The organism is Paenibacillus piscarius (assembly GCF_022234545.1).
GTDB lineage: Bacteria > Bacillota > Bacilli > Paenibacillales > Paenibacillaceae > Paenibacillus_AQ > Paenibacillus_AQ piscarius.
The window spans coordinates 75054-97510 of sequence record NZ_JAIEUI010000003.1 but is presented as its reverse complement, the minus strand read 5'-3'; the positions used below and the strand labels follow the sequence as shown (position 1 = coordinate 97510).

19 protein-coding genes are annotated in these 22457 nt (G+C 52.0%); 8 read left to right on the top strand and 11 right to left on the bottom strand.

The window, feature by feature from the left end; translation table 11 throughout:
* Positions 1-59: 59 nt before the first annotated feature.
* Positions 60-2441 carry a glycoside hydrolase family 94 protein gene (locus K1558_RS06475; protein ID WP_238650580.1) on the top strand — a complete coding sequence of 794 codons (2382 nt, stop codon included), beginning with the start codon at positions 60-62 and terminating at the stop codon, positions 2439-2441.
* Between the two features lie 86 nt (positions 2442-2527).
* Here the strand turns inward: K1558_RS06475 and K1558_RS06470 are convergent, their stop codons facing one another.
* Together K1558_RS06470 and K1558_RS06465 are read right to left on the bottom strand one after the other, a co-directional pair.
* Positions 2528-2938 (bottom strand): hypothetical protein, encoded by a 411-nt coding sequence (locus K1558_RS06470; RefSeq protein WP_238650579.1) that lies wholly within the window; start codon positions 2936-2938, stop codon positions 2528-2530.
* Entirely contained in the window at positions 2931-3380 is a 450-nt protein-coding gene (locus tag K1558_RS06465; protein WP_238650578.1) for a LytTR family DNA-binding domain-containing protein, read from the bottom strand. The genes K1558_RS06470 and K1558_RS06465 overlap by 8 nt, the downstream gene beginning before the upstream one ends.
* Before the next feature lie 181 nt (positions 3381-3561).
* On the opposite strand from K1558_RS06465, the gene K1558_RS06460 reads away from it, so the two are divergent.
* A complete protein-coding gene (locus K1558_RS06460) occupies positions 3562-4503 on the top strand; it encodes a hypothetical protein (RefSeq protein ID WP_238650577.1) in 942 nt (313 codons plus the stop codon).
* Positions 4504-5114: 611 nt separating this feature from the next.
* Here the strand turns inward: K1558_RS06460 and K1558_RS06455 are convergent.
* The 4 genes from K1558_RS06455 to K1558_RS06440 all read right to left on the bottom strand — a co-directional run bounded on the left by K1558_RS06455 (position 5115) and on the right by K1558_RS06440 (position 11435).
* A complete protein-coding gene (locus K1558_RS06455) occupies positions 5115-6347 on the bottom strand; it encodes an IS110 family RNA-guided transposase (RefSeq protein WP_238650576.1) in 1233 nt (410 codons plus the stop codon).
* Positions 6348-6746: 399 nt separating this feature from the next.
* The gene (locus K1558_RS06450) at positions 6747-9356 is read right to left on the bottom strand and encodes a metallophosphoesterase (protein ID WP_238650575.1); all 2610 of its coding nucleotides are present in this window, start codon (positions 9354-9356) and stop codon (positions 6747-6749) included.
* Positions 9357-9359: 3 nt separating this feature from the next.
* A complete protein-coding gene (locus K1558_RS06445) occupies positions 9360-10625 on the bottom strand; it encodes a class I SAM-dependent methyltransferase (protein WP_238650574.1) in 1266 nt (421 codons plus the stop codon).
* Between the two features lie 15 nt (positions 10626-10640).
* Positions 10641-11435, bottom strand: coding sequence for a nucleotidyltransferase domain-containing protein (locus tag K1558_RS06440; RefSeq protein WP_238650573.1), 795 nt, complete (start codon positions 11433-11435; stop codon positions 10641-10643).
* A gap of 176 nt (positions 11436-11611) precedes the next feature.
* Here K1558_RS06440 and K1558_RS06435 point away from each other — a divergent pair, with 176 nt between their 5' ends.
* Both K1558_RS06435 and K1558_RS06430 read left to right on the top strand, forming a co-directional pair.
* Positions 11612-12925 carry a helix-turn-helix transcriptional regulator gene (locus K1558_RS06435; protein WP_238650572.1) on the top strand — a complete coding sequence of 438 codons (1314 nt, stop codon included), beginning with the start codon at positions 11612-11614 and terminating at the stop codon, positions 12923-12925.
* Positions 12912-13712 carry a WYL domain-containing protein gene (locus K1558_RS06430; RefSeq protein ID WP_238650571.1) on the top strand — a complete coding sequence of 267 codons (801 nt, stop codon included), beginning with the start codon at positions 12912-12914 and terminating at the stop codon, positions 13710-13712. The genes K1558_RS06435 and K1558_RS06430 overlap by 14 nt, the downstream gene beginning before the upstream one ends.
* Positions 13713-13721: 9 nt before the next feature.
* Here K1558_RS06430 and K1558_RS06425 read toward each other — a convergent pair whose 3' ends face one another.
* Complete coding sequence (locus tag K1558_RS06425) at positions 13722-13988, bottom strand: DUF6809 family protein (RefSeq protein WP_238650570.1); 267 nt, start codon at positions 13986-13988, stop codon at positions 13722-13724.
* A gap of 126 nt (positions 13989-14114) precedes the next feature.
* Here K1558_RS06425 and K1558_RS06420 point away from each other — a divergent pair, with 126 nt between their 5' ends.
* Positions 14115-14333 carry a helix-turn-helix domain-containing protein gene (locus K1558_RS06420; protein ID WP_238650569.1) on the top strand — a complete coding sequence of 73 codons (219 nt, stop codon included), beginning with the start codon at positions 14115-14117 and terminating at the stop codon, positions 14331-14333.
* Between the two features lie 665 nt (positions 14334-14998).
* Here K1558_RS06420 and K1558_RS06415 read toward each other — a convergent pair.
* The 4 genes from K1558_RS06415 to K1558_RS06400 all read right to left on the bottom strand — a co-directional run bounded on the left by K1558_RS06415 (position 14999) and on the right by K1558_RS06400 (position 19676).
* Positions 14999-15778, bottom strand: coding sequence for a hypothetical protein (locus tag K1558_RS06415; RefSeq protein WP_238650568.1), 780 nt, complete (start codon positions 15776-15778; stop codon positions 14999-15001).
* A gap of 412 nt (positions 15779-16190) precedes the next feature.
* Positions 16191-18314 carry a pectate lyase family protein gene (locus K1558_RS06410; protein ID WP_238650567.1) on the bottom strand — a complete coding sequence of 708 codons (2124 nt, stop codon included), beginning with the start codon at positions 18312-18314 and terminating at the stop codon, positions 16191-16193.
* A 202-nt stretch (positions 18315-18516) separates the two neighbouring features.
* On the bottom strand, positions 18517-18906 hold the full coding sequence (locus K1558_RS06405; RefSeq protein ID WP_238650566.1) for a DUF948 domain-containing protein: 390 nt from the start codon (positions 18904-18906) through the stop codon (positions 18517-18519).
* Between the two features lie 71 nt (positions 18907-18977).
* Positions 18978-19676 (bottom strand): TVP38/TMEM64 family protein, encoded by a 699-nt coding sequence (locus tag K1558_RS06400; protein ID WP_238650565.1) that lies wholly within the window; start codon positions 19674-19676, stop codon positions 18978-18980.
* Between the two features lie 175 nt (positions 19677-19851).
* Here K1558_RS06400 and K1558_RS06395 point away from each other — a divergent pair, with 175 nt between their 5' ends.
* The 3 genes from K1558_RS06395 to K1558_RS06385 are packed head-to-tail and all read left to right on the top strand — an operon-like array spanning position 19852 to position 22444.
* The gene (locus tag K1558_RS06395; RefSeq protein WP_274528442.1) at positions 19852-20556 is read left to right on the top strand and encodes a response regulator transcription factor; all 705 of its coding nucleotides are present in this window, start codon (positions 19852-19854) and stop codon (positions 20554-20556) included.
* Positions 20549-21889: a HAMP domain-containing sensor histidine kinase gene (locus K1558_RS06390; protein WP_238650564.1), complete on the top strand. Its 1341-nt coding sequence runs from the start codon at positions 20549-20551 to the stop codon at positions 21887-21889. Before K1558_RS06395 ends, K1558_RS06390 begins: the two co-directional genes overlap by 8 nt.
* Positions 21890-21901: 12 nt before the next feature.
* Positions 21902-22444 carry a GNAT family N-acetyltransferase gene (locus K1558_RS06385; protein ID WP_238650563.1) on the top strand — a complete coding sequence of 181 codons (543 nt, stop codon included), beginning with the start codon at positions 21902-21904 and terminating at the stop codon, positions 22442-22444.
* The last annotated feature ends 13 nt before the right edge of the window (positions 22445-22457 follow it).

Below are 22457 nucleotides of genomic sequence, written 5' to 3'. Positions count from 1 at the left end.
GCCGTCTATGAACGCGCGTTCATAGCCCTGCCTGTCATCTACCATGAGGAGGAATGGTTATGCAATACGGTCATTTTGACGACAAGAACAAAGAGTATCTGATTACGAAGCCGAATACGCCTGCTCCCTGGGCCAACTATCTCGGTTCGCCGGAATACGGCGCGATTATCTCAGGCAATGCCGGAGGCTACAGCTTCGTGAAATCTGGGGCCAACGGGCGGCATATCCGCTACCACTTCAACTCCAAGGACGAGCCGGGGCGTTATATCTATGTGAAGGACCTGGAGAACGGGGATTACTGGTCCGGCTCCTGGCAGCCGGTCGGCAAGGATCTGGGTCAGTACAAGTCCGTGTGCCATCATGGAACCGGATACACGAACATCGTCTCAGATTATGACAGCATTCATACCGAGTCCTTATACTATGTACCGCTGAACAAGACCTATGAAGTCTGGCGTATGAAGATCCGCAATGACGGCACTGCGGCGCGTAAGCTGGCCCTTTTCGGCTTCGCCGAGTTCACCAACGACAACAACTACGAGCAGGATACCGTTAACCTGCAATACACGCTGTTTATTTCCCGAACCTACTTCAAGCACGACAAAATTCTGCAAGTCATCAATGAAAACATCGCAGGAGAGCAGACCTGGAGATTCTTCGGCGCGGCCGGAGCAGAGGTGGCCGGTTATGACGGGGACCGCGATACGTTCCTTGGCGATTACCGCAGCTACGGGAACCCGCTCTCCGTAGAGAACGGGCAATGCTCCAATTCGCTGAACTATAATGCCAATGCCTGCGGCGCATTGCAGGTGAATGTAGAGCTGCAGCCGGGCGAAGAGAAGGAGGTCGCCTTCCTGCTGGGCCAGTATGACGAACAGGGAGCAGCTGAGATCCTCAGCCACTACCGGGATCTGTCCGTCGTGGAGCAGGAGCTGGAAGAGCTGAAGACCTTCTGGCACAGCAAGCTTAACCGCTTCCAGGTCCAGACGCCAAGCAGCAACCTGAATCATATGATCAACACCTGGAACGCTTACCAGTGCTTCATCACCTTCATCTGGTCGCGCGCCGCCTCCTTCCAGTACTCTGGCCTCCGCAACGGGCTCGGCTACCGGGATACGGTGCAGGATATCCAGGGCATTATCCATCTGGACCATGAGATGGCCCTCGAACGCCTGCGGCTGATGATCTCTGCCCAGGTGTCTAACGGCGGCGGACTGCCGCTGGTGAAGTTCGACCATAACCCGGGCCATGAAGGAACACCGGACGACCCTGAATATGTGCGGGAGACCGGACATCCCCACTACCGGGCTGACGATGCCTTGTGGCTGTTCCCGACAGTAATCAAATACTTAAATGAAAGCGGTAACTGGGACTTCACCGATGAGATCATTCCTTATTCAGATCACGGCGAAGCCACAGTGTATGAGCATCTGCGGCAGGCGCTTCAATTCAGCCTCGACCGGATGGGCGCACACGGGATGCCGGTCGGACTCCATGCCGACTGGAATGACTGTCTGCGGCTTGGGGCCAAGGGCGAATCGCTGTTTGTGGCCTTCCAGCTGTACATGGGCTTCAAGGTATTCATGGGCATTGCGGAGAACAAGAACAAGCCGGAGGATGCGGCATGGGCGCAAGGATTGCTGGAGGAGCTGGACGGCAATATCCAGAAGTATGCCTGGGAGAACGACCAGTTCGTCCGCGGCTTCACCGAGGACAACTATACCATCGGCTCCTGGGAGAACGATGAGGGCCGGATCTGGCTGAACCCGCAGAGCTGGTCGGTGCTAAGCGGCGCGGCCCGCCCGGAACAGGCCAAGCTTGCTATGGACAAGGTCTATGACAACCTGCGGACCGATTACGGCACGATGCTGTTCTATCCGCCATTCCGCAAATATGGCTTGCCGGTAGCACTGATGGCCCTGTTCAATGCCTCTACGAAGGAGAATGCGGGCATCTTCAGCCAGCCGCAGGGGTGGCTCATTCTGGCAGAGACGATGATCGGCAACGGTGAACGCGCGTTTGAGTACTTCCTGAACTGCAGCCCGGCCACCATGAACGACCATGCGGAGGTCCGTAAGCTGGAGCCTTATGTTCACGGCCAGTTCGTGGAATCCAAGGACAGCCCATATCAGGGGCGGGCTCATGTTCACTGGCTGACCGGCACAGCCTCCACCGTGATGGTCTCGCTGGCTGAGGGGATCATGGGGGTGCAGCCGCAGAAGGACGGCCTCCGTCTGGACCCGTGCATCCCTTCAGACTGGACCGACTTCTCCATGGTCCGCGAATTCCGCGGGAAGAAGCTGAACATCCAGGTCGAGAACAAGAACGGCGTGCAGAAAGGCGTTACCCGCATCGTCATCAACGGTGAGGAGATCGGGGGCAACCTGATTCCGGTGTCCCGGATGACGGCAGAGAACGATGTGCTGGTGGTGATGGGTTAACATTCGCCGTTCTAATGGAACGGCACAGAGAGATAAGAAGAAGGAGAGCAGCCCCGCCGGGCGCTCTCCTTCTTTTTCACATCATACTACTTCAAAATCTTATTCAATTCCTCCGCCGACTTCCGGCTGTTCGCTCTGGCATAGAAGTAGAACGCAACCGTATGCAGGATCACGGATAACAGCAGCATTCCTGGCCACCAGGCGAAGATAAGCCTGAACATTTCGACAGAGAACAGCCAGACCATCCCCATCCCGCCGGCAATGCTGAGAAGCGAACCGATCAGAATATTCCACAGCGGCTTCAACGTGAAGTGATTCCACAGCACATTATACATCACCCCGAATACTGCGGCAGCGATAGCCGCGATACCCGCCAGACGCCACAGATACAGCATTTCTACCGGCTGATCTCTGAAGAATACGGTTAATAGCAATGTGACCCAGAGTGACGTGAGGGTGAATACCTGAAAGAATCCTTGCTTAATCTGATTAGCCATGATAACTCCTCCTGAAATCATTGATATAGTAACGGCTGACAGTATAAGAGGTATTATCCGTCAGCAGAACTTCCACCTGTGCATTAGCGGTCGCCGAGAATTCTGCAATGTAGCGGGTATTGATAATGGTCTGGTTGTTGATTTTGATGAACCCGGGCGCATCCAGCGCATCCAGCGCGAACTTCAGCCTCGTGTTCAGCAGGTACATCTCTCCGGTAATGAGCCGCACACTGCACATCCGGCCCTCCGCCTCTATGACTGCAACCTTGCCCGCTTCCAGAGTGACCTGGCGGTTATTGCTGGCATTGATGACGGTAATCCGCTTCTCTGCGCCCTGAAGGGCAGCTTCAAGGCGCTTCCATTGCTCCTGCTCTGCCGGATGCGTAATGACCTTGGCCCATCCCCGGTCCATCCCGCTGTCTGCTTCAAATCTGATTTCCAACTGGCACTGCCTCCTCTCAACACCCATATTATTATCCTGGAAGCGTCTTGACCATCATTCTGCGTTTTCTTGCAGGAATCCGTCACTTTGTTTCTTATTGCAGGGCATTACGTATCAATGGCACATGTTTTTTCTGAGAATCCTGCTATAGTTAACTTATAACTTAGACCGGGAGAGAACCATGCAACCATTCAATAAAATCAATGCCCAGCAAATTCTGATGAACGAAATTGATACGAGCACCTTGCTGCGGGAGTACCCCGAATACAAAGAGGAGGTGCTCCGGGAAATACAGCGTCTGACCAGTAATAAGCAATCCGGCCTGATCCATAATCTGTTGAGCAAGTATACGAGCAGTGCGAAGATAGCCAAATCAAAAATTCTAAAGAGCGGCTTCAATCAGACAACGGTGGATGCTTTTCTGCCGGATATTATTAAAGCCCGCTTTGCCATTTATCTGATCGAACAGCTTCAGCTTGCGTTATCCACCGAGACCTCCTCCGGGAGCGTGAAGTTCAATCTATGGGATGGCTTCATTCTGCAAAAGCTGCTCTTCAAGCGGAAGCTTGAACGCAAGCCCGTCTCGCTTCCGCTGTTCAAGGTGTTCTGGCCCGTGATTATCCGCAAAAAGGTGTTAATGCCGCTTGTAAACAAGCAAGGCATCTACTGCTTCTATTCAAGCCGCCTAGTCAAAGAGCTGTCCGCTCTGATCGGGGATCAGAAGTGTGTGGAGATCGCTGCGGGCGATGGCACCTTAACCCGGTTCCTGAAGGACAACGGAACAAATTGTATTGCAACGGATGATTACAGTTGGGCACACTATATCACTTACCCGGAGGACGTAGAGAAGGCCGATGCCAAGGCGGCGCTGAACAAATATATGCCCAAGGTGGTCATCTGCTCCTGGCCAGTGCCGAAGAACAATTATGAGAAGCATGTGTTCAGCTCGAATTCAGTCGATATGTACATCGTGATTGGCAGCAGAGACCCTGCGATTACGGGTGACTTCGATACCTATACCCGGGCGAACCATTTCAGCATGGAGCTGAATGAGCGGTTATCCCGGCTGATCCTGCCACCGTCGAAGGATCATGCGGTGTATATCTTCAGACGTAAACGTTAAGCAACACCCACTGGCGTGCAACAAAACATGCGGCGTTAACCTGGCATGACACGGATACCCTGACCCGCACGCTCCCACTTGGCGCATTGTGGCCGGTTTTCCGATTACATTTAGCCCGCTTGCCTCCGCCTGGCCCATTGTGATCGGTTTTCCGATTACATTCGGCCTGCTCGTCTCCGCCTAGCCCATTGTGGTCGGTTTTTCGACCACATTCCGACTGCGCGACTTCTCCCGGCCCGATGTGGTCGGTTTTTCGACCACATTCCGACTGCGCGCTTTCTTCCGGCCCGATGTGGTCGGTTTTTCGACCACATTCCGACTGCGCGACTTCTCCCGGCCCGATGTGGTCGGTTTTTCGACCACATTCCGACTGCGCTACTTCTCCCGGCCCGATGTGGTCGGTTTTTCGACCACATTCCGACTGCGCACCTTCTCCCGGCCCGATGTGGTCGGTTTTTCGACCACATTCCGACTGCGCGCCTTCTCCCGGCCCGATGTGGTCGGTTTAATACGAAAATAAAAGTACCGGAAAATGCGCCGCAGACTGGATTTTGACAAAAAAAGACCCACCGCCCCCAAAAAACGTTTCGTTTTTTTTAAAAAAGGGAAGACTATGGGGTAGGATTTAGTTGCACGCTATATCCTAATTGCTGGATATATTGCACATACCGATCCAACCGAGTTTTCTTGGACGTCTCATCGCCTAGTGAGACGTCTATTTCTTGGTATGACCTCTTCTCCCGCATTAGGGCATGGAGAATTCGAATCAGCAAATGCGCCGTGGCGACGTTTGCTTTTTTATCTCCTCGTCTCTTCCGGATTCGTCGAAAGAATTGGCCGATCCGGTTCGAGGAGCGAGCGTTCGCCCAAGCCGCCTGACACAACGCCCCTTTCAGATGCTTGTTTCCTTGCATCGTTTTGGACTTTCTTCGCTTCCCCGCGCTTTCGTTGTTCCCGGGACACACCCCCGCCCATGAAGCAAACTGCGCATCACTCGGGAACATGTCCGCGACATGCGGCCCCACTTCGGCAAAAATGGTCACAGCAGACGTCCGCTCTATTCCTGGAATGGAGTCAATTTGTTCAATCACCTCCAGGTACGGTTCTGCCTTCGCCTCGATTCGAGCTTCCAGTTCCGTGATTCTTTTCTCCAAATAGACCAAGTGGTCCAAGTGGTCTCGAATCATCTCCCGATGATGACGGCGCAACTTGCCATTGAGCGCGTCGAGTAGCTGCGGCACTTTCTTTTTTAAACGGGTTTTGACCAGGCTTTTCATGGTCATTTCGTCAATGACCTCACCGTCCATGATCTTCTGGAGCAGGCCCCGTCCCGTAACCCCATAGAGATCAGACATAAAGGTGGTCAGCTTGATGTTGGCATCCTGCAGGATTTTGTGAATGCGGTTTTTCTCCGCCGTCACCGCCTGCACCATCTTACTCCGGTAACGGGTCAAATCCCGCAAATCCCGGATGTCCTGTTCGGGCACCATACTGCCTTCAATGAGCCCGCAACGGTGCAATTGCGCTAACCAGCGCGCGTCTTGCATGTCCGTTTTTCGACCCGACGTATTCTTGACCCGCCGGGCGTTGGCCAGGACGAGGTCACAACTGCCCTCTAAGATGTTCCATACCGGTTTCCATAACACGCCGGTGCTCTCCATCACCACTTCCCGGCAGCCGTGTTCACTCAGCCAATCTTGCAGGCCTAGCAATTCTTTGGTTGTCGTCCCAAACGTTTTCAGGTGATATTGGGGTTTCTGTTCGATCGGTCCTTTTAACACGCAGGCTACAACGGTTTCCTGATGCACGTCCAGACCGGCGCAACACATACGTACAGCATCCATTCCTACCATCCTCCATCGTCAGTTTACAAATCATGCGCTCGAGTGAGTGTAATTTAATACACGTACTTTTGGGGGCTACAATAGGCGATGCTCGAAAAGCGCAATAGAACGGTTTTTCGAACGGGGTGGGTCCCAGTAACCGTTTCCGCCCTTTGATTTGTATATGTAAGTGTTGACGACTACAGCCTCATTTAGAATGGATGCGACGGATGCCAACCACTTATTTTCATTCCTGGGGGTGACAAGGCCTCTGTCTTGTCATGACTGTTTTTCGACCACATTCCGACTGCGCGCTTTCCGTCCCGTCTTTATTGGCAACAAGTCTGCTACAGACGGACACTGTTCTCTGACCAAAACAAAGCAGGCCACCGGAGCTTCCCGGCAGCCTGCCTTAACCTTTTATAGCCTCGGATCGATCTCCTTCTCCTTCTTCACCTCGAACAGCAGGTTCGCGGCAATCTGCTTGTAGGTGTCATTGTCCGCTGAAATCTCCTCCAGCTTGACCTCCAGCAGCTGCTTACCCAGCCGGTGCTCGGCCAGGGACGTCCGCAGCTTGGGCACGATATTCTTCTGCTTCAGCAGCTTGGCATATTTGTGCGGGAACCGGTAATCGTAGCCGTAGATGATGGACAGGTACCCCGGATTACGGACCTTCAGGTAAGGCACCACACCCGGCTGCTCCTGCTCTGGCTTGATGACGATGCCCTCCATCTTCTGCTCAACCGTAATAGCGGCGAAATATTCCTCGGCCAAGCTGTAAGCCTCCGGCTCCTGCAGGTCCAGCACCAGAATCTCATCATCATTCAGGAAGCGGTATTGCTCCGAGGTGACCCCCTCTGGCATCCGTTCCTCCCCGCTCTCCAGCACTTCCTTCAGGATGGCAAACGGCTTATAGTCCAGCTCTGCATCCCCTGCATACAGCTCCAGCTGCTGCTTATACACCCGGTATGCTTCGTCCCGCTGGTCAAGCCCCACGTAAGAGTCCCGGATGCTGCGGACATGCTTATACGTCTGGTACACGTGAGCGCCGTAGCTCTTGTTAAGCGCTTCTTTGGTCAGATGATGCTGGTCCTGCTCGAACCCGCTGGCTTCATATGCCTGGATCAGCTCTCCGAGCGATTCCTCGAACCCGTGCTCCCGCAGGAACGCAAGCTCGTTCTCCAGCGCCTGCCCTATCGGCTGGAATTGGCGTTCAATAAGCCCTTCCCCCAGCGCCTTCCAGGGCAGCAGCTCCCCGTCCAGCAGCAGCACACGGATGCCTTGCTCCGCCATATACTTACCGAATCGGGCCAGCAGCCCTTCGTAGACTGGCGTGAGATCGACAGCTTTGACCTTATACCCGTTGCGGCTGACCGCATAGCATTGCTCTACGTCCCGGTACAGGTACACCGTGCAGCGCGAGCCCATGTATTTAGGCTGAAGGACTACCTCAAATATCCCGCGTCCGGCAAAGTAATCCAAGCCCTTGCGCAGCGACTCCAGCTCGCCCGTTGCTTCATCCTTATCCGCAGGCGACATCGTCCCGGAGATGAAGTTGACCTTATTAAGCGAGGAATAGTGCAGTCTGCGCATGGACTCCGCATCCAGCTCCTGCAGGGAGACCTTGTGCTCCTCGCGGAACAGAACCGGCAAATCCTCCTGTAATAGAGGCTGCTGGGATTTATGGCTTTTGTAGAACGGCTTGAAGGAGATGCGGACCGAGGTCAGGCCGTTCCCCTGCACTGCCCCTGTGTCGAGATGAAGCTTGTTCTTGATCCGGAACGTCTGCTTCGCGGCAATATGGCCGAACAGGTGGAACGGATGGTTACCCTCCGCTTCCTCCTTGAGGAATTCAAGCTGCGGTTCGTAGGCGGATTCGCGTTCCAGCCGGAAGTTGCGCTGATGGCGCAGCGAATTCGTATCCAGCTTCCCGATATACTTGTTGCGGCAAGGCGCATGAGTTACATAGAAGGAAGGACCATGCATCCCGATATAACGGTAAAACGGCTTCGCCCGCTCCACCAGCACAGAGAACTGACGGAACAGCTCCTCATCTTCCTGTAACACCTGAGTGGAGTCAAAATAACTTCTCAGCAGCTCCGGCTCGGTCCCCTTGATCTCTCCCCGCAGGTACTTGTAGACGAAATTCTCATGGTTGCCCATGACGAACAGGAAATGCTCCTGATTGTTATACAGGAACTCTATGATCTCCCGGGTCTGCTTGCCCTTATCGATCCAGTCGCCCGCCAGGATGATCCGTGTCTGCTTCAGCTTATCCGTAGCGCTTAGCTTCCCTTCTTCGATCTTGTAACCGTAGCTGCGCAGCAAGCCTTGCAGCTCTTGAACACATTCGTGTACGTCGCCGACCACAATGTATTCCTGATCCTGCGGAAGCACGGCAGCGGCATACGCCTCCCAATCCTGAATATGCACCCGGTAATCCGGGTTCGGCCGCTTTTCCCCGGAACCTTCAGTACCTTCAACACCTTCCAGGAGAAAATCCTTGGCCCGCACCTTATGAATGCTATGATAGCCTTCGCGGGAAAGTACCGGCAGCACTTCCCGGCGCAGCCGGTTCAGGTGGCTGGAGATCAGCTTCTTCGAGCGCTCCGAGGCATAATAATCCTCCCGCTTACGGTAATCGAACAGGATCACTTCAACGTTGTAGTTATTCTCCTGGGCAATCGCCCGCACCTTGCTGCGGTAGTCTTCGGCGAGACCAATCGTATCCAGAATGACAAACTCCGCATTAATCGGCCAGGAGGTCACCCGCTTCAGCCGCTCGAACAACAGCGCGAACGTATGCGAGCTGGCCTCCAGCATCACCTGGTCGTATTTATCGTAATCATAGCCCAGGATCTCCTGACGGATCAGGTCTGAAGAGAGGTACTGCACATTCGTGCGCAGACCTGTAGCGCTGTCCGCAAGCTTAAGCTGTGGAATCAGTACTTCCTTGGCAAAAGTAGACTTCCCGCACTCCGTCGCGCCCACCAGCATGAATATCGTGTGTACCTTCGTCTGAATGTCCATGGTTTATCCCTCCTGTCTGCGCACAACGGCGCTCTGTGTGGTGCGGATGTCGCCTACCCGGTCGCCCACGAGCGAGAATTCGGCTTCTGCGCCAAGCCCTTGCAGCGTGGCCGATAGCCACTCCTGGAACGCCGCCTGACCCTTTTCCCACTTGTGATCCTCATGCCGGAAGCCTTCCAGCTCATAATAAGGGTTGAAATCCGCATTCGGTGTCGTCACAATCAGCTGCCTGAAGTCCACCTCCCGGATGATCTGGCGGATTAGCGCTGCCGCTTCTTCCTCGCTCATATGCTCCACTACCTCGGTCAAAATAATATCCACCTGCTCCCCGTTGTACGACTCCAGGAAATGCTCCAGCGAGCGGAAGGTCACGATGTTGTCGATGTCCTTGGCCTTTGCCTTGCGGTTCACAGCCTCCAGCAGCTCCTCGTTGATGTCCACCGCGTAATAGGTGCCCTCAATCTTGCCGGCATACGGAATAGCGTAGAAGCCTTCCCCGCAGCCGATATCCAGAATAGGCTTATCGAACGGAAGCAGACCTGAGATATATGTGCGCCGCTGCATCGCTGTGCCCCCATACTCCAGCTCAATCGGGTACAGCTCCGTATGTTCAATGGCGGCCTTATACCGTCTGAACTGCTCCCGGGTCTTCAGGAGATTCCGGGCGAACAGGCTGCGGATATAGAAGGGGGCATCCATGACGTTCAGGCTGGGGATATATTTCTCCAGAATCCGGTCGGAGATATCGATATATTCGTCCCCGAAGATCGACAGGAACAACGACAGCACGCTGACCACATGCAGGAGGTGGTAGAGGCTTTTGCGCGTAGTGATGGTTAGGGAATAGCTCTTATGCGCCTGATGCTCCAGCTTGAACGTGTAGTCCTTCAGATGCTGCTCGAAGAATCTTATATAATGCAGCCGCTCGATATGAATCATCTGGATATATAGAGAATGCTCATACCCCTCCGCATCGCGAGTATCCAGCGCCTTGAACGGGGCCGAGAAGAACTCATTCACCGCATTCAGCGGGAACAGCGGGGTGTTATAGCGGGAGACATTGAGGTATTCAAAGCTCTCGCCTTCGTTCTTTTTATAGGAGATTTCATTGTCAGCGTCCTTAAAATACACATTATAGGTGGCCTCATCCGAATACCAGCCGTAGGCGATACCCTGGCGGACCGGGCGCAGCTGCATCCCGCTCTGCGGATTCTTGCGGATGATGAAGCTCAGCTGCGGGTTCGTTGATCTCAGTTGTACAATAGCCATGATTGTCTTCCTCCTCTACAAATTCAGTCCCCACACTTCCTGCAACGCATCCCGGAACAGGGCATCAAGCTGCCGGTCCCGATTATCCGTCTTGGTACTTAGAGACTCTGCTGCTACCTGCTCCAGCACTTGCAGCTTCTCCTCCAAATACTCGTTAATCGCACTCAGCCGCGGCTCCAGGTCCAGCTCCTCGCCTGAGCGCTTCCGGGCCAGCAGTTGCTGCACCACCGGCCATAGCGGTCCGTCCTGCGGAATCAGCCGGTCTATCAGCACCTCGAACTCCATCGGCGGCATCTCCCCGTACCGGTGAATCCACTCGCAGGCCAGCACCGGACGCAGCACGTAGAAATACTTCTTGATCTTGACCTGCTCCCCTTGCAGGTAATCCCGGTAGTTCCCTCTGGCCATATTCAGGTAGTGATACATACAGGATTTCGGGGAAAAAGTATACGGCGAGATCCCCCTAAGCTGCTCCGCCACACTGAACTTCTCAGCATACTGGATCGGCGATTGCAGCCATTCCAGCAGCGGCGGGTTGGATTTGTGGAACAGCCTCAGCGCTTTGCGCAGATCCCAGCCGCTTAAATCCAGCATATTGTTGATCGGGCGCTCTATGACATCCCGTGCATCCCAGATGGATAAGTACCACTCCGGCTTATGCAGGTAGATGAACCGCACATCGTAATCGCTATCCTGCGAGGGGAACCCCCACGCCCGGCTGCCGGACTCACAGGCATAGAGGATCGTCACTTGCTCCTCTTGTTCAATCTGCTTCAATTGCTCATGGATGAGCGTATTTATAGGATTCATGATGTCCCTCCGTTCCAGGTCGGTTTCGCTGGCTTTATCTTCCCTCATTTTGCCAAGGAGGAACAGGGTGGAAGTATGGCGGCGGACAAAAATCTTCCATTTCATGCAACTCTGGTGCTTAATAGAGGTATTAACTAATACAATTCTTGACTGCATAACAGGCTGGGGGAATACATATGGCCAGAGAAAGCTTCGATAAAGAAATACAGTTTCTTCGCTTATTGTCGTTAGCCGGGGGCGCTTACAGCAGGCAGCAGTTCGCCGAGCGGCTCGGCATTTCCGTACATACCTATGACAAAACGCTGCGCAACCTCAAAGAGATGGTGACCGTTCTACAGCAGGACCTGCCCGCAGAGCAGGGCACCGAGCTGTCCGAGTGGCTCCGCTACAATTACTATGAATCCGCCGATCCGCTGCTCCTGTTCCTGTTCCGGGCGAAATCGCTGAAGGAGACGGAGAGCATCCGGCTGACGCTGCTGTTAACCGCACTTCAGAGCGAGGAGCTGACGGCCAAGGAGCTGCATGACGGCTGCTGTGACCAGATGCCCGCCGATTCGCCGCTGCCGGACGAGAAGACGATCCGGGGAGACCTGAAATACCTGGAGGAGGTCGGCGTAATTGTAAGAGTGAATGACAAACGCCCCTACCGGTACAAGGCCGCCAATGATCTGCTGGACCAGCTGACGGATGACGAGTTGCTCGACCTGTTCGATTATGTGGATGTGATCGCCAATACGCAGATTCCGTCTGTTCAGGGTTACCTGCTGCGTGACAACCTGAAGAAGGCGCTGCGGATACGGGGGATGAATCCTGAGGCTACAGAGACCCACCGCTACAAATACCATTACCATTCACGGATTCTGGATGAGGCCCATCTCTATACGATTTTTGGGGCAATCCAGCAGCGCCGGAGAATCAAGTTCCTCTATCTGTCGCCCAAAAAAGGCATGAACTACACCTCCCAGAACACCAACCCCCTGTTCGCGCGGGAATCGGCGGGTGTCAGCGACAGCCTGCTTCCGCTGCGTGTCGTCTACGATCATCAGTATGGGCGCTGGTATCTGATCGGCTATCATAGCCGGACGGGAATCAAAAAGCTGCGGATGGACGGCCTAACCCAGATTGAAGAGGGTGAGACTGTTGAGGAAGAGGAGTTCGCGCTGCGGCTTCAGCAGCTGATGCTCCAGATGGAGCATAGCTGGGTAACCGATACCAACCGTGCGGTGAAGGTCGCCGTCCGGTTCTACAACCCCAGACGGACCGGGGCCAACTTTATCCGCGAGCGGGTCGAGGCACAGGGGCAGTGGGGCGTGATTACGGAGGAATCTGATACGACCTTCTTGTATGAGATTACGGTGAACGAGATTTTTGAGATCAAGCCGTGGCTGCGGAGCTTCGGCTCCAGCTGTGAGATTCTGGAGCCCCGCTGGCTGCGCAAGCAGTTCATTGAGGAATGGAAGGAGATGAAGAGCTACTATGAATCCCTTTGAGAAAATATTCAACTTCCAGATCATCTCCCGCCTGGAGGAAGCAGGCTCCCTGGCGCTGACCTCGCAGGAGCGTTCCTGGCTGAAGACGATGCTGCGGCATCCGGCTGCAGCTGAGGCTTTTTCACCGGAAACCTTGCTTAAACTGAACTCTCTGCTGGAAGCCGAAGCCTCTATAGAGGTGGGAGAGATCATTATCGAGAAGGCCCGCAGCAAGGAGCGCCAGGTCTATCATCCGCTGCTCCGCCCGCTGCGCCGCATCATCATGCAGGATCAGGGGATTGAGATTACCTATGCGATCAAGCATGGCGGGGAACGGACCGATCCGTCCGGCTTCCCCCATAAGCTGGAGTACAATATGTATAAACGGGAGTGGTACCTGCTGTGGTACAGCACCCGGCAGCGCTCACTCATGTCCACGAAGCTGGCGAACATCATCTCGGTCCGGTCCGCACCGGTCCTGGCCAAGCGGATTGACAGCCTCAAGGCCCGGATCGCCCGCCTACTGGATGGGCGGAAGGCTTCAGCCTGCATCCAGGTCATTCCTGTCTACAATGCTGAGCTGTCGCGGATCTTGGCCGCCTTCTCCTGCTTCGACAAGTCCGTGTCCTTCGATGAGGCCGCCGGCCTCTACCACATCACCGTCCACTACATGAGGGATGACAGCGAATTCCTGCTCTCCCGCATCCGCTTCCTGGGCCTCCGCGTGAAGATCACCGAGGGCGAGCAGCTGAAGCAGCGTATGCTGATGTCGGCGGAGATGGCGGTGGGAAGGTATGGGGAGGAATAGGCAGGTCTCTTACTCCACTAGCACTTCGATCATCATCGTGGCCCCGGTCTTGAACCCGGAAATAAATGCAGCCGTCATATCCATTCCCTGCACTTGTGAATACAGATCCAATAAGGACTCCAGCTCCTCGAACTCGCTCACGGACAACTTCTGCTTCCAAACTGCGAGAGATTCGGTAATCTGCCTGTTTAGCGGGCGGTAATCGGTGTCCTTGGAGATTATATCTTCATTCGGGAATAAAGTTCCATGATATAGCGATTCGAGAATGTTGGGCATGGTGACCTCCTTCATAAGCTACATTACAAATTTATGATATAAATCAGCGTAGCATAATTACAGAGGAAGGGTGGTACGCGCATGTGTACCACCCTTAAAAATATGTTTGCTCAGGAGTGAGTTGCAGTGGGTAAAAATATTGTAGTGAAAATATCTGAATTGACCGCTAAGCATAAGATTTCGATGCGGGAGTTGTCCCGAATTTCCAGGGTCCGGCACGCCGCATTAAGCGAGTTAGCCAATGGAAAGAGAGAAAGCATTAATTTTAGTCATATCGTTAGAATAGCTGAAGCTCTAAATATTCAGGACATACGGGAGATTATCGATTTGGTTGACAGTGAATAATAGGAAAGAAGCCCTGGCGATATTAACTGTTAATTTAAAACAAATATTGAAACTCATGGAGTAAGAAATGTTAAAGAAAGAGTTGAGAAAAGACGACATCCATTCGGAGGAACCGAATAGCGTCGTCTTTTTGATACGTTTTTTACTTTTTCTAAAGTTGGCTAGTTTTTCAGTGGCCTCCTTATGTCTGGTGGGTTTTTATTATTTACTCAAATATGTTCAACTAAATACTTCAAAAGTCTATTAATAAAAGTGATTTTTGTTTTCAAGTTTTTTTATGTTTGTTTAATTGTTATTGGGACTTATTTTTTCTTAGTCTTAATACTAAGATGTAAGGTTGAAATAACAACAATTAATAAAATTACACCTACTACATTAATAAATATAGGCTCATTATTCGAAAGTGATCTTATTAAAAGTTTTATATTGATTCCTAGAGCAGCGACCCAACATAAATATACAAATAATTTATTAGTTTTTTTCATACATTTACCTCTCGCTCGCGTGATTACATTAATTATTTGAAATTCATGAAAAAAATACATTGAAATAGTCAGATTGTCGAGAAAACCTGGTTTTACGGGACCTACATAAAAATCGAAGTGCCGAAAAGTCCGTAGGGCTTTTCGGCACTCTAACTGCATTAAAATGCAGTTTTTCTAAATTTAAAGAAGGGAATAGGCATTTGCCATGGCTTGATTCATAGAACTCCAAGCACTATATCCTTGGTAGGCAGTCCATACCACAACACCCCCAGCAGCTACTGCGGCGATTGCATTTGCAAAAGGTATAGCTCCAACTATCCCAAGAATTTCCAAGGCATACGCTCCCCCGTAATTATTATAACTATCATAAGAATTTGCAACTTGTGTGGCATACATTTTGAAATCTGAAATCTTAGGATTGTTAGTAGTATTCTTCGTTAAGTATACCTGTTTATATGCGTTTTTGACATCTCTCATATCAAAAGAAACGCCCGATCCAGTATATAGGTAAGCTTGAGTTGGACTATCAGCATTATAATATGTATACTTCCAATGCCCTCCAACATCCATTGTAGACATTACCGGTTCCTTATAAGGCTCTGGTGCTATTAATTCGTTGTTAACATAGCTATTCCCTTCTGTATCTACTGAAAATACATTTACTAAGGTTTCACCCTTAATTTTATCCTTAAATTCAAAGTCATTATCAAAATTATAAGTAACTTTTTCTGTAATCGTAACACTCTTAGTACCTTCGGAGTTATAAACAGGAGCGTCTATTGTGATAGTTTTAATTTGTTCACCCACGATATTTCCATCCAGATCCCTGTAATCAGAAGTGAATGTTTTTGTCTCGGATTGAACATTTGACTGAACATCTGCGGCTGAAACTGGAACACTAACACCTAAGAGAAAAATGACTAGAGCAATAGGCAAAATACGATAAAAAAACTTAAACATTAACAAATCCTCCTAATATTATGTTTTTGGAACAATTTAACTATACATATATTAGGTAAAAATGGCAACCTATTTATCAAAATTATCTTCATTTCCAAAATATCCATAAAGGAATAAAATTTAATAGATTCGTCATTAGGATCTCTGTAACACAAGCCGACCCCGAACAATTCTTGTTTGGACAGAGCATTCAGCAAGATCGGATTATATGTAGTAATTCTCTTTGGTTAGTCTGGATATCGTTTGGTTCTTAGAGCCATCCAGAATGATGGACAGCTCTCTTCCTGAGGAGATTTCAGAGAGTATCTTCAGCCTCTCCGACGCTCCCTCCCATGGAGTATTACCGTATACCTTTCATTACAGCAAATAATGTTCACAGCAATACTCACTAGTGAGAGGCACAGTCATCCCTCTATTCCACCACCATATAATACAAATTAGCCGTTGTATCCTTCGTAATCGTATGCGCACCCGCCGCAAGGGAGACGGTGGCTATGCCGTTCGTGATCGGGTAGCTGATCCCATCGACCTTGATCTTCGAGCCCTCTGAATTAAACACCAGCGTTAGCGTTGAGGCCTTGGCTGCGGTGAACTGGATGCGGGTGGTGCTCTCGATCTTCAGACATTGCGTTAAGGTCAGGCCGCCGTAGACAATCGTCCCCTTGCTGGTGGAGAGATTACCTTGAATGGTGAAGAAGCTGCTCGATGTCCCGGATACGGTAAAATTGTGCACCGCCGCCCCAGGGGCAGGCGTTGCCGTAGGTGTTGCTGTAGGCGCGGGAGTTGTTGTCGGCACCGGAGTCGCCGTTGGCACTGGTGTTGCCGATGGAGTCGGTGATGGTCCTCCCGGGTTAGCCTCGCCGCCCACAGATATCAGCCCCGAGGTGTAGCTGCGGATCGCCGCCATTAACGGAGCATTGATCGCATAGGAGGTATCGTCCACGGCATTATTGAAGCTCCAGCTAAAGTCCCCGCCGCCCTGGCGTCCTGCTCCCGCTCTAACTTTCTGTTCTACTGCGCTTACGCTATCGACATCTGCTGCGCTGACACCTGTATCGATCAGAGTATCGAAGTTGTTATAAGCTGTTCCGCCAACAAGCGCTTTATAAGTGCTGGGAACGGCTTCGCTTCTTGATGTAGCTAAGTAAGCATCATGAGAGGCCGCATTTGCCGGAGCCGTTCCGGTATTGGAGTTGGCGTAGATCAAGCTTGCTGCCCCAACCACACTGTTATTATAGGCCTTAATCATCCCGCCATTCTCCCCGGAGAAGGTGCCTTCACCCAGCGCATCCGTTCCCTGAAGGGAGCTTAGCATCGGGTATTTGGCATTGCGGAAAACATTACTTTCCACGAAGGTTGATGCGCCGGTCGTTACGCCCACACCGTATTTTGACACCCCGTCATAGAAGTTGTTATACACATGGACCGAAGCCACTCTGATCCGCGGGTGACGCGAGTCGGAATGATCGAACCAGTTATGGTGGAAGGTGACGAAGAACTCTGCGGTTTCGCTAAGTCCGACCAGAGCCGCTTTGCCGGAATCGAAGTAGTGGTTGTACGAGATCGTAATGTACGTGGAGCCTTTCTTGAGGTCGGTGGAGCCGTCGCCCTTGGCCTGGTCCGCATCGCTGCCCGCCGAGCCATAGAAAATATCATTATTATGCACCCACACATTCGCATTGCCTGTATCCATGGAAATCCCGTCATCCGGGAACAGCATGAGGCCAAGATTTCTCACCTCGACATTTCCCGCGTATCTGAGCAGCAGCCCCCAGCCATAGGCGTACGCGTCATTGCCGATCCCCTCGATGGTCAGGTTCATTTGGGTATAGCTGCTTTTCCCTTTAACCTCCAGATATCCGCTGCTGTTGAGCTGCCCGCTCAGGTCCGCCGCAGTAACCTTCCCGACTAGCCGGATGGCGAGCGGGGTGGTGTCATAGCCTTTTTGCCGGAGAGCGAGAATGCTGCCAAGACCAACTCCCGTTTGTACCGTTCCCGAGCTGCTGACCACAACGGGAAGCGTTACAGTCTGCGCGTTCTGAGAGGTGACATACAGCACCTGTGCCCCGCTCTTCAGCGTGCCATTGTCATTATAAGCACCGGAGCCTGTACCATAAGGTGATGCTGTGGAAAAAGCAAACCCCGACCGGTCATACCCCGCTACAGCCAGCGTCCCCGTCACTGCACTCGCCGTTCCTCCGCCGGACAGATCAGCTTCAACCTTCATGACATAACTTCCTGCCGCAAGCCCTACCGCATCCGCTCTCCAATATGAAGCGTACTTGCGGATCAGTTCATTGTGAAGCTGCTGGTACTGGGAATCTGCTGCGCCTGCAGCTTTGACATAGACCTTGTAGCCGGATGCGTTACTGACGGGCGACCACTGTACATACGCTGCTTCATGCCCGCCACCGCTGCCGGTTACCGTAAGTCCTGCTGCGTGGACAAGTGGAGTCCCCCATCCGCTGAATGTCAGCGTCAATGCCAGAGTCAGCAATAATAGGATACTGATACCTTTTGCCGGTGTTCTTTTCATTCCATTGCCTCCTAACTAGAGTATGTGAACACCCCGAGCATAGCAGACGCCCCTATAGTACTAAACAATCATTTGCTCAGTTCTCCGACGATTATGCGCTATTATGAGAAAATGATTATTTTGCAGCGAAATGATACTTACATGCAAAAAGACACCCGTCCGGGGTGCCTTGAACTATCGCTCACTATTGGTGATGCTGAGGTCATTGAAACTTCGTATTGACGCGGATCTGTCCGCTTTTGCTTTTGACCGCTGGCTTCTCAGGCTCTTGGCTCAGGTTCTGGCCGATGTCGGTAGCATTCTTCTTGAAGGTCTCGGTCACAGTCTGAATGACTTCTCCAACATTGTGCGCGGATTCAAAAATCGGATCGATGGTCTTGATCTTCCCCTTCACATCCCGGGTGACCTGATTTGCGGTGTGAATCAGCTGCGTCGCCTCTCCCGTTAACCCGTGAATGGCATTCCTCACCTCGCCCAGCGTCTTGTTGGTCTCTCCAAGTGTGGTCATTCCTTTGCGCAGCGTAAGAATCACGAATACCACCAGTCCGACAAAAGCAACCGCAGCCAAAGCAATACTAAGCTGAATTAACATATGCACCGCCTCCTGTAGTTCCACTCTATGTCCAAGTTACAGACATCATGCCTACATGTTGCGGCTACAGCTCACTCTTCTCCCCTTTTAAAAGAAGATAATTTATGAATCAGCTTGTCCTTATAGATTAATCCCAAGATAAAGGCTATGACGGAGATAACGGAGATGACGATGGTGGGTCCATAATTCTTATCGTAGATATTAGCTCCAACGCTTACGGAGGCCAGCAGCCACGGGAATCGGGCGATGAGCAGGATCATAAAGAATCTTAAGGGCTTCATCGTCGTCAACCCGGCTGCATAGATGAACATATCCTTGGGAAATCCGGGAATAATGAAGATAATAAACAGGAAAATCGAGAATTTGTTATTATCCATCATCCCCCGCATCCACTTGAACTTATCCTTCTGCAGCAGTCTCTCAATGAAAGATCCGCCCAGGAATCTGGTGAAATAGAAGGCAATCATCGCCCCCAGCATCATCCCCCCGGTCACGTAGACCGCACCCAGCGTTGTCCCATAGATGTAGCCCCCGGCAATCTGAACGACCTCTCCCGGTATGGGAGCGATCACCGTCTGGAGAATCTGGAAGAGAACCAGCATCACCGGCCCTAGCTTCCCCGTGGAAAGGATATAATCCCGGAAGGCATCCAGCGACATCGTCAGGCGCAGAAGCTCCGGCAGGTATCTGATGAATACAATAGTGATCACAAGGCCTACGCAAGCGAGGAGAACCTTGCTGACCCGCTTGTTCTGTAATAACCAATCCATGGACGAATCCCTCTCTTCACTGGCTTATGATATCTCCAGCTTAGGTGAATATTCTTAAGATCCGGGCATGGAACTCCTTAAGAATTCTTAAGTCGCCTGTCATCCGGTGGTTTAAGCGCTATGGACAATCTATAATGTAAGCACGACGAATGCCCGGGAAGGGAGGAGATGGAAAATGATGAATTCGGCGAAGACCATACTTATTGCCGACGATAACCACGAGATCCGGGAGATTGTCCGGGTGCTGCTGGAGAGTGAGCAATACCATGTCATTGAAGCTGTTGACGGTGAAGATGCCGTGAATAAAGTAGACGATACCATCGACCTGATTATTCTGGATATTATGATGCCCCGGAAATCGGGCTTCAAGGCTTGCGTGGAGATTCGTGAGATGACCAGTGCGCCTATTCTTTTTTTGACAGCTAAGACCCAGGATTCGGACAAAACCCTCGCCTTCTCGGCCGGAAGTGACGACTACCTGTCCAAACCCTTCTCCTACACCGAACTCGTGTCCCGGGTGAAGGCCTTGCTTAGGCGGTATTATGTCTACAAAGGCAAGGAGGATACCTCCGCCCCCTCAGAAGTAATCACCTTCAACGGGCTAAGCGTGAATACTGCCGTCAACGAGGTTAGGATGAATGAGAAGGAGCTGACCCTGACCGAAATTGAGTACAAGCTGCTGGCGCTGATGGCCAGTAACCGCAATAAGATTTTCTCGGCGCAGAATTTGTATGAGAGCGTATGGGGCGAGCCTTATTTCTATAGCTGCAATAATACGGTGATGGTTCATATCCGCAATCTGCGCATGAAGCTGGAGAAGGACCCGCAGAATCCGAAGTTTATCAGAACCGTCTGGGGAAAGGGGTACCGCATTGAATAACAAGCTGCGCTGGAGCAGGCTGAAGCTGAAATTGATCCTGTGCCTGATCGGTTCGTTCACGGCTTCTGCCCTGCTGTTCCTGCTGCTGCAGTCCGCAGGCGAAGATCTGCTGGAGCATTACCGGACCAGAAGCTCGTTCATTCACAAGCAAGAAGAGCAAGCTCTTCCGGCACTCCAGGAATATATCTCCGGGCAGCATCTTGCGCTTAAGGATGACGAAAGAATCGCGGAATGGGTCCGAAAAGCCAAATACGTGAACCTCTATCTCTATAAGGATAACCAATTTCTCTACTCTACGGACGGGTACACGATCAAGACTGAGAATACAAGGTTTCTGCCGGACCCTGACATTTTCAGCAAATCCCAGTATTCCACAGTTACCTTTGCGGATACGGCTGCTCAGGTGTATATGGAGTATTTTTTTGAGTACAAGTACTACAACCTCATTACGTTTCTGGGTGTAATTCTGTCGTTCCTATTCTTCATCGTGCTGGTCCTGTTCTTCATCAACAAGAAGACCTCTTATATTGGCGTGCTGGAGAAGGAGATTAAGATTCTGGAGGGCGGAAATCTGGACTATGAGATTACCCTGAAGGGGAAGGATGAGCTGTCGTCCCTGGCCCAGAGCATTAATGAGATGCGGAAGTCGTTCATCGAACGTCTGGAGAGCGAGGAGCAGGCCAGATTGGCCAACAGCGAGCTGGTCACCGCCATGTCCCACGATCTGCGGACACCGCTCACCGCTTTGGTCGGCTACCTGGACATCATCGAATACAAGAAGTATCAGGATCAGGAAGCGTTAGCGAAATACATCCATAACAGCAGGGAAAAAGCCTATCAGATCAAGCATCTGTCCGATAAGCTATTCGAGTATTTCACCGTGTACAATACAGAGGAGAGTGACCTGGAGTTCGAGTCCTACGACGGGATTCAGCTCATGGATCAGTTATTCGATGAGCAGTCGATGCTGCTGGAGAGTCGCGGCTTCCGGGTGGAGTGGGAGTCTGCCTTTGCTCCTGTTCCGTTCCTCGTGGAGCTTCACCTGATCTCCTTCAGGCGGGTATTCGACAACCTTTTCTCCAACATTACGAAGTACGCCGATACGTCTGCTCCCGTCACTATTGCTTATAGGATTGAAGGCCACTGGCTGTTGATGGAGATCACGAATGTTATCAACACGGAGGCTCATGAGGTTCATAGCACCGGGATCGGCCTCAAGACCTGCCAGAAAATCATCAGCCAGCATAGGGGCCAAATCACGTTCACATCTACTGGCGGCAGGTATTCCGTCCACATCCGTTTGCCGGTCAATACCACGCAACCCCAATCTTAAGGAGGAACCATCATGCAAGAGATCAGTACCGAGCGATTAATCATCAGAAACTTCCGGGAGTCAGATGCACCGGGGATGCTGGAGTACTTAGCGAATCCGCGGGTGAATTGCTTCCTTAGCGACCGTCTCTCTACGTTAGACGAAGCCATCGCAGCCGCCAGGGAACGGAGTCAGGATGACTCGCATCTGGCCGTCACGCTGAAGGAGACCGGGGCAATCATTGGCGATCTGTTCTGCATGAAGGAGGAGCCGGATACCTACAACGTGGGCTGGCATTTCAATCCGGCCTACGAAGGCAAAGGCTATGCCAGCGAGAGCGCCCGCGCGCTGCTGCGTTATCTTTTCCTGGAGCAGGAGGCCAGACGCATCTACGCCTATGTCGAGGACGACAACTCCAGATCGCAGAAGCTCTGCGAGAAGCTGGGGATGCGCCGGGAGGGCTGCTTCCTCGAATTCATCTCCTTCACCACGCACGAAGACGGAACGCCGAAGTACGAGAACACCCAGCAGTTCGCGATATTGAAGCGGGAGTGGGTTGAGCAGGGGATGGTGTAGTCCCATTTGCCCG

Bases quoted from the DNA above. Each gene is read 5' to 3' on its own strand.
- K1558_RS06475 (WP_238650580.1), top strand. From the start codon at position 60: ATGCAATACGGTCATTTTGACGACAAGAACAAAGAGTATCTGATTACG.
- K1558_RS06470 (WP_238650579.1), bottom strand. From the start codon at position 2,938: ATGGCTAATCAGATTAAGCAAGGATTCTTTCAGGTATTCACCCTCACG.
- K1558_RS06460 (WP_238650577.1), top strand. From the start codon at position 3,562: ATGCAACCATTCAATAAAATCAATGCCCAGCAAATTCTGATGAACGAA.
- K1558_RS06455 (WP_238650576.1), bottom strand. From the start codon at position 6,347: ATGGATGCTGTACGTATGTGTTGCGCCGGTCTGGACGTGCATCAGGAA.
- K1558_RS06450 (WP_238650575.1), bottom strand. From the start codon at position 9,356: ATGGACATTCAGACGAAGGTACACACGATATTCATGCTGGTGGGCGCG.
- K1558_RS06445 (WP_238650574.1), bottom strand. From the start codon at position 10,625: ATGGCTATTGTACAACTGAGATCAACGAACCCGCAGCTGAGCTTCATC.
- K1558_RS06440 (WP_238650573.1), bottom strand. From the start codon at position 11,435: ATGAATCCTATAAATACGCTCATCCATGAGCAATTGAAGCAGATTGAA.
- K1558_RS06435 (WP_238650572.1), top strand. From the start codon at position 11,612: ATGGCCAGAGAAAGCTTCGATAAAGAAATACAGTTTCTTCGCTTATTG.
- K1558_RS06430 (WP_238650571.1), top strand. From the start codon at position 12,912: ATGAATCCCTTTGAGAAAATATTCAACTTCCAGATCATCTCCCGCCTG.
- K1558_RS06425 (WP_238650570.1), bottom strand. From the start codon at position 13,988: ATGCCCAACATTCTCGAATCGCTATATCATGGAACTTTATTCCCGAAT.
- K1558_RS06415 (WP_238650568.1), bottom strand. From the start codon at position 15,778: ATGTTTAAGTTTTTTTATCGTATTTTGCCTATTGCTCTAGTCATTTTT.
- K1558_RS06410 (WP_238650567.1), bottom strand. From the start codon at position 18,314: ATGAAAAGAACACCGGCAAAAGGTATCAGTATCCTATTATTGCTGACT.
- K1558_RS06405 (WP_238650566.1), bottom strand. From the start codon at position 18,906: ATGTTAATTCAGCTTAGTATTGCTTTGGCTGCGGTTGCTTTTGTCGGA.
- K1558_RS06400 (WP_238650565.1), bottom strand. From the start codon at position 19,676: ATGGATTGGTTATTACAGAACAAGCGGGTCAGCAAGGTTCTCCTCGCT.
- K1558_RS06395 (WP_274528442.1), top strand. From the start codon at position 19,852: ATGATGAATTCGGCGAAGACCATACTTATTGCCGACGATAACCACGAG.
- K1558_RS06385 (WP_238650563.1), top strand. From the start codon at position 21,902: ATGCAAGAGATCAGTACCGAGCGATTAATCATCAGAAACTTCCGGGAG.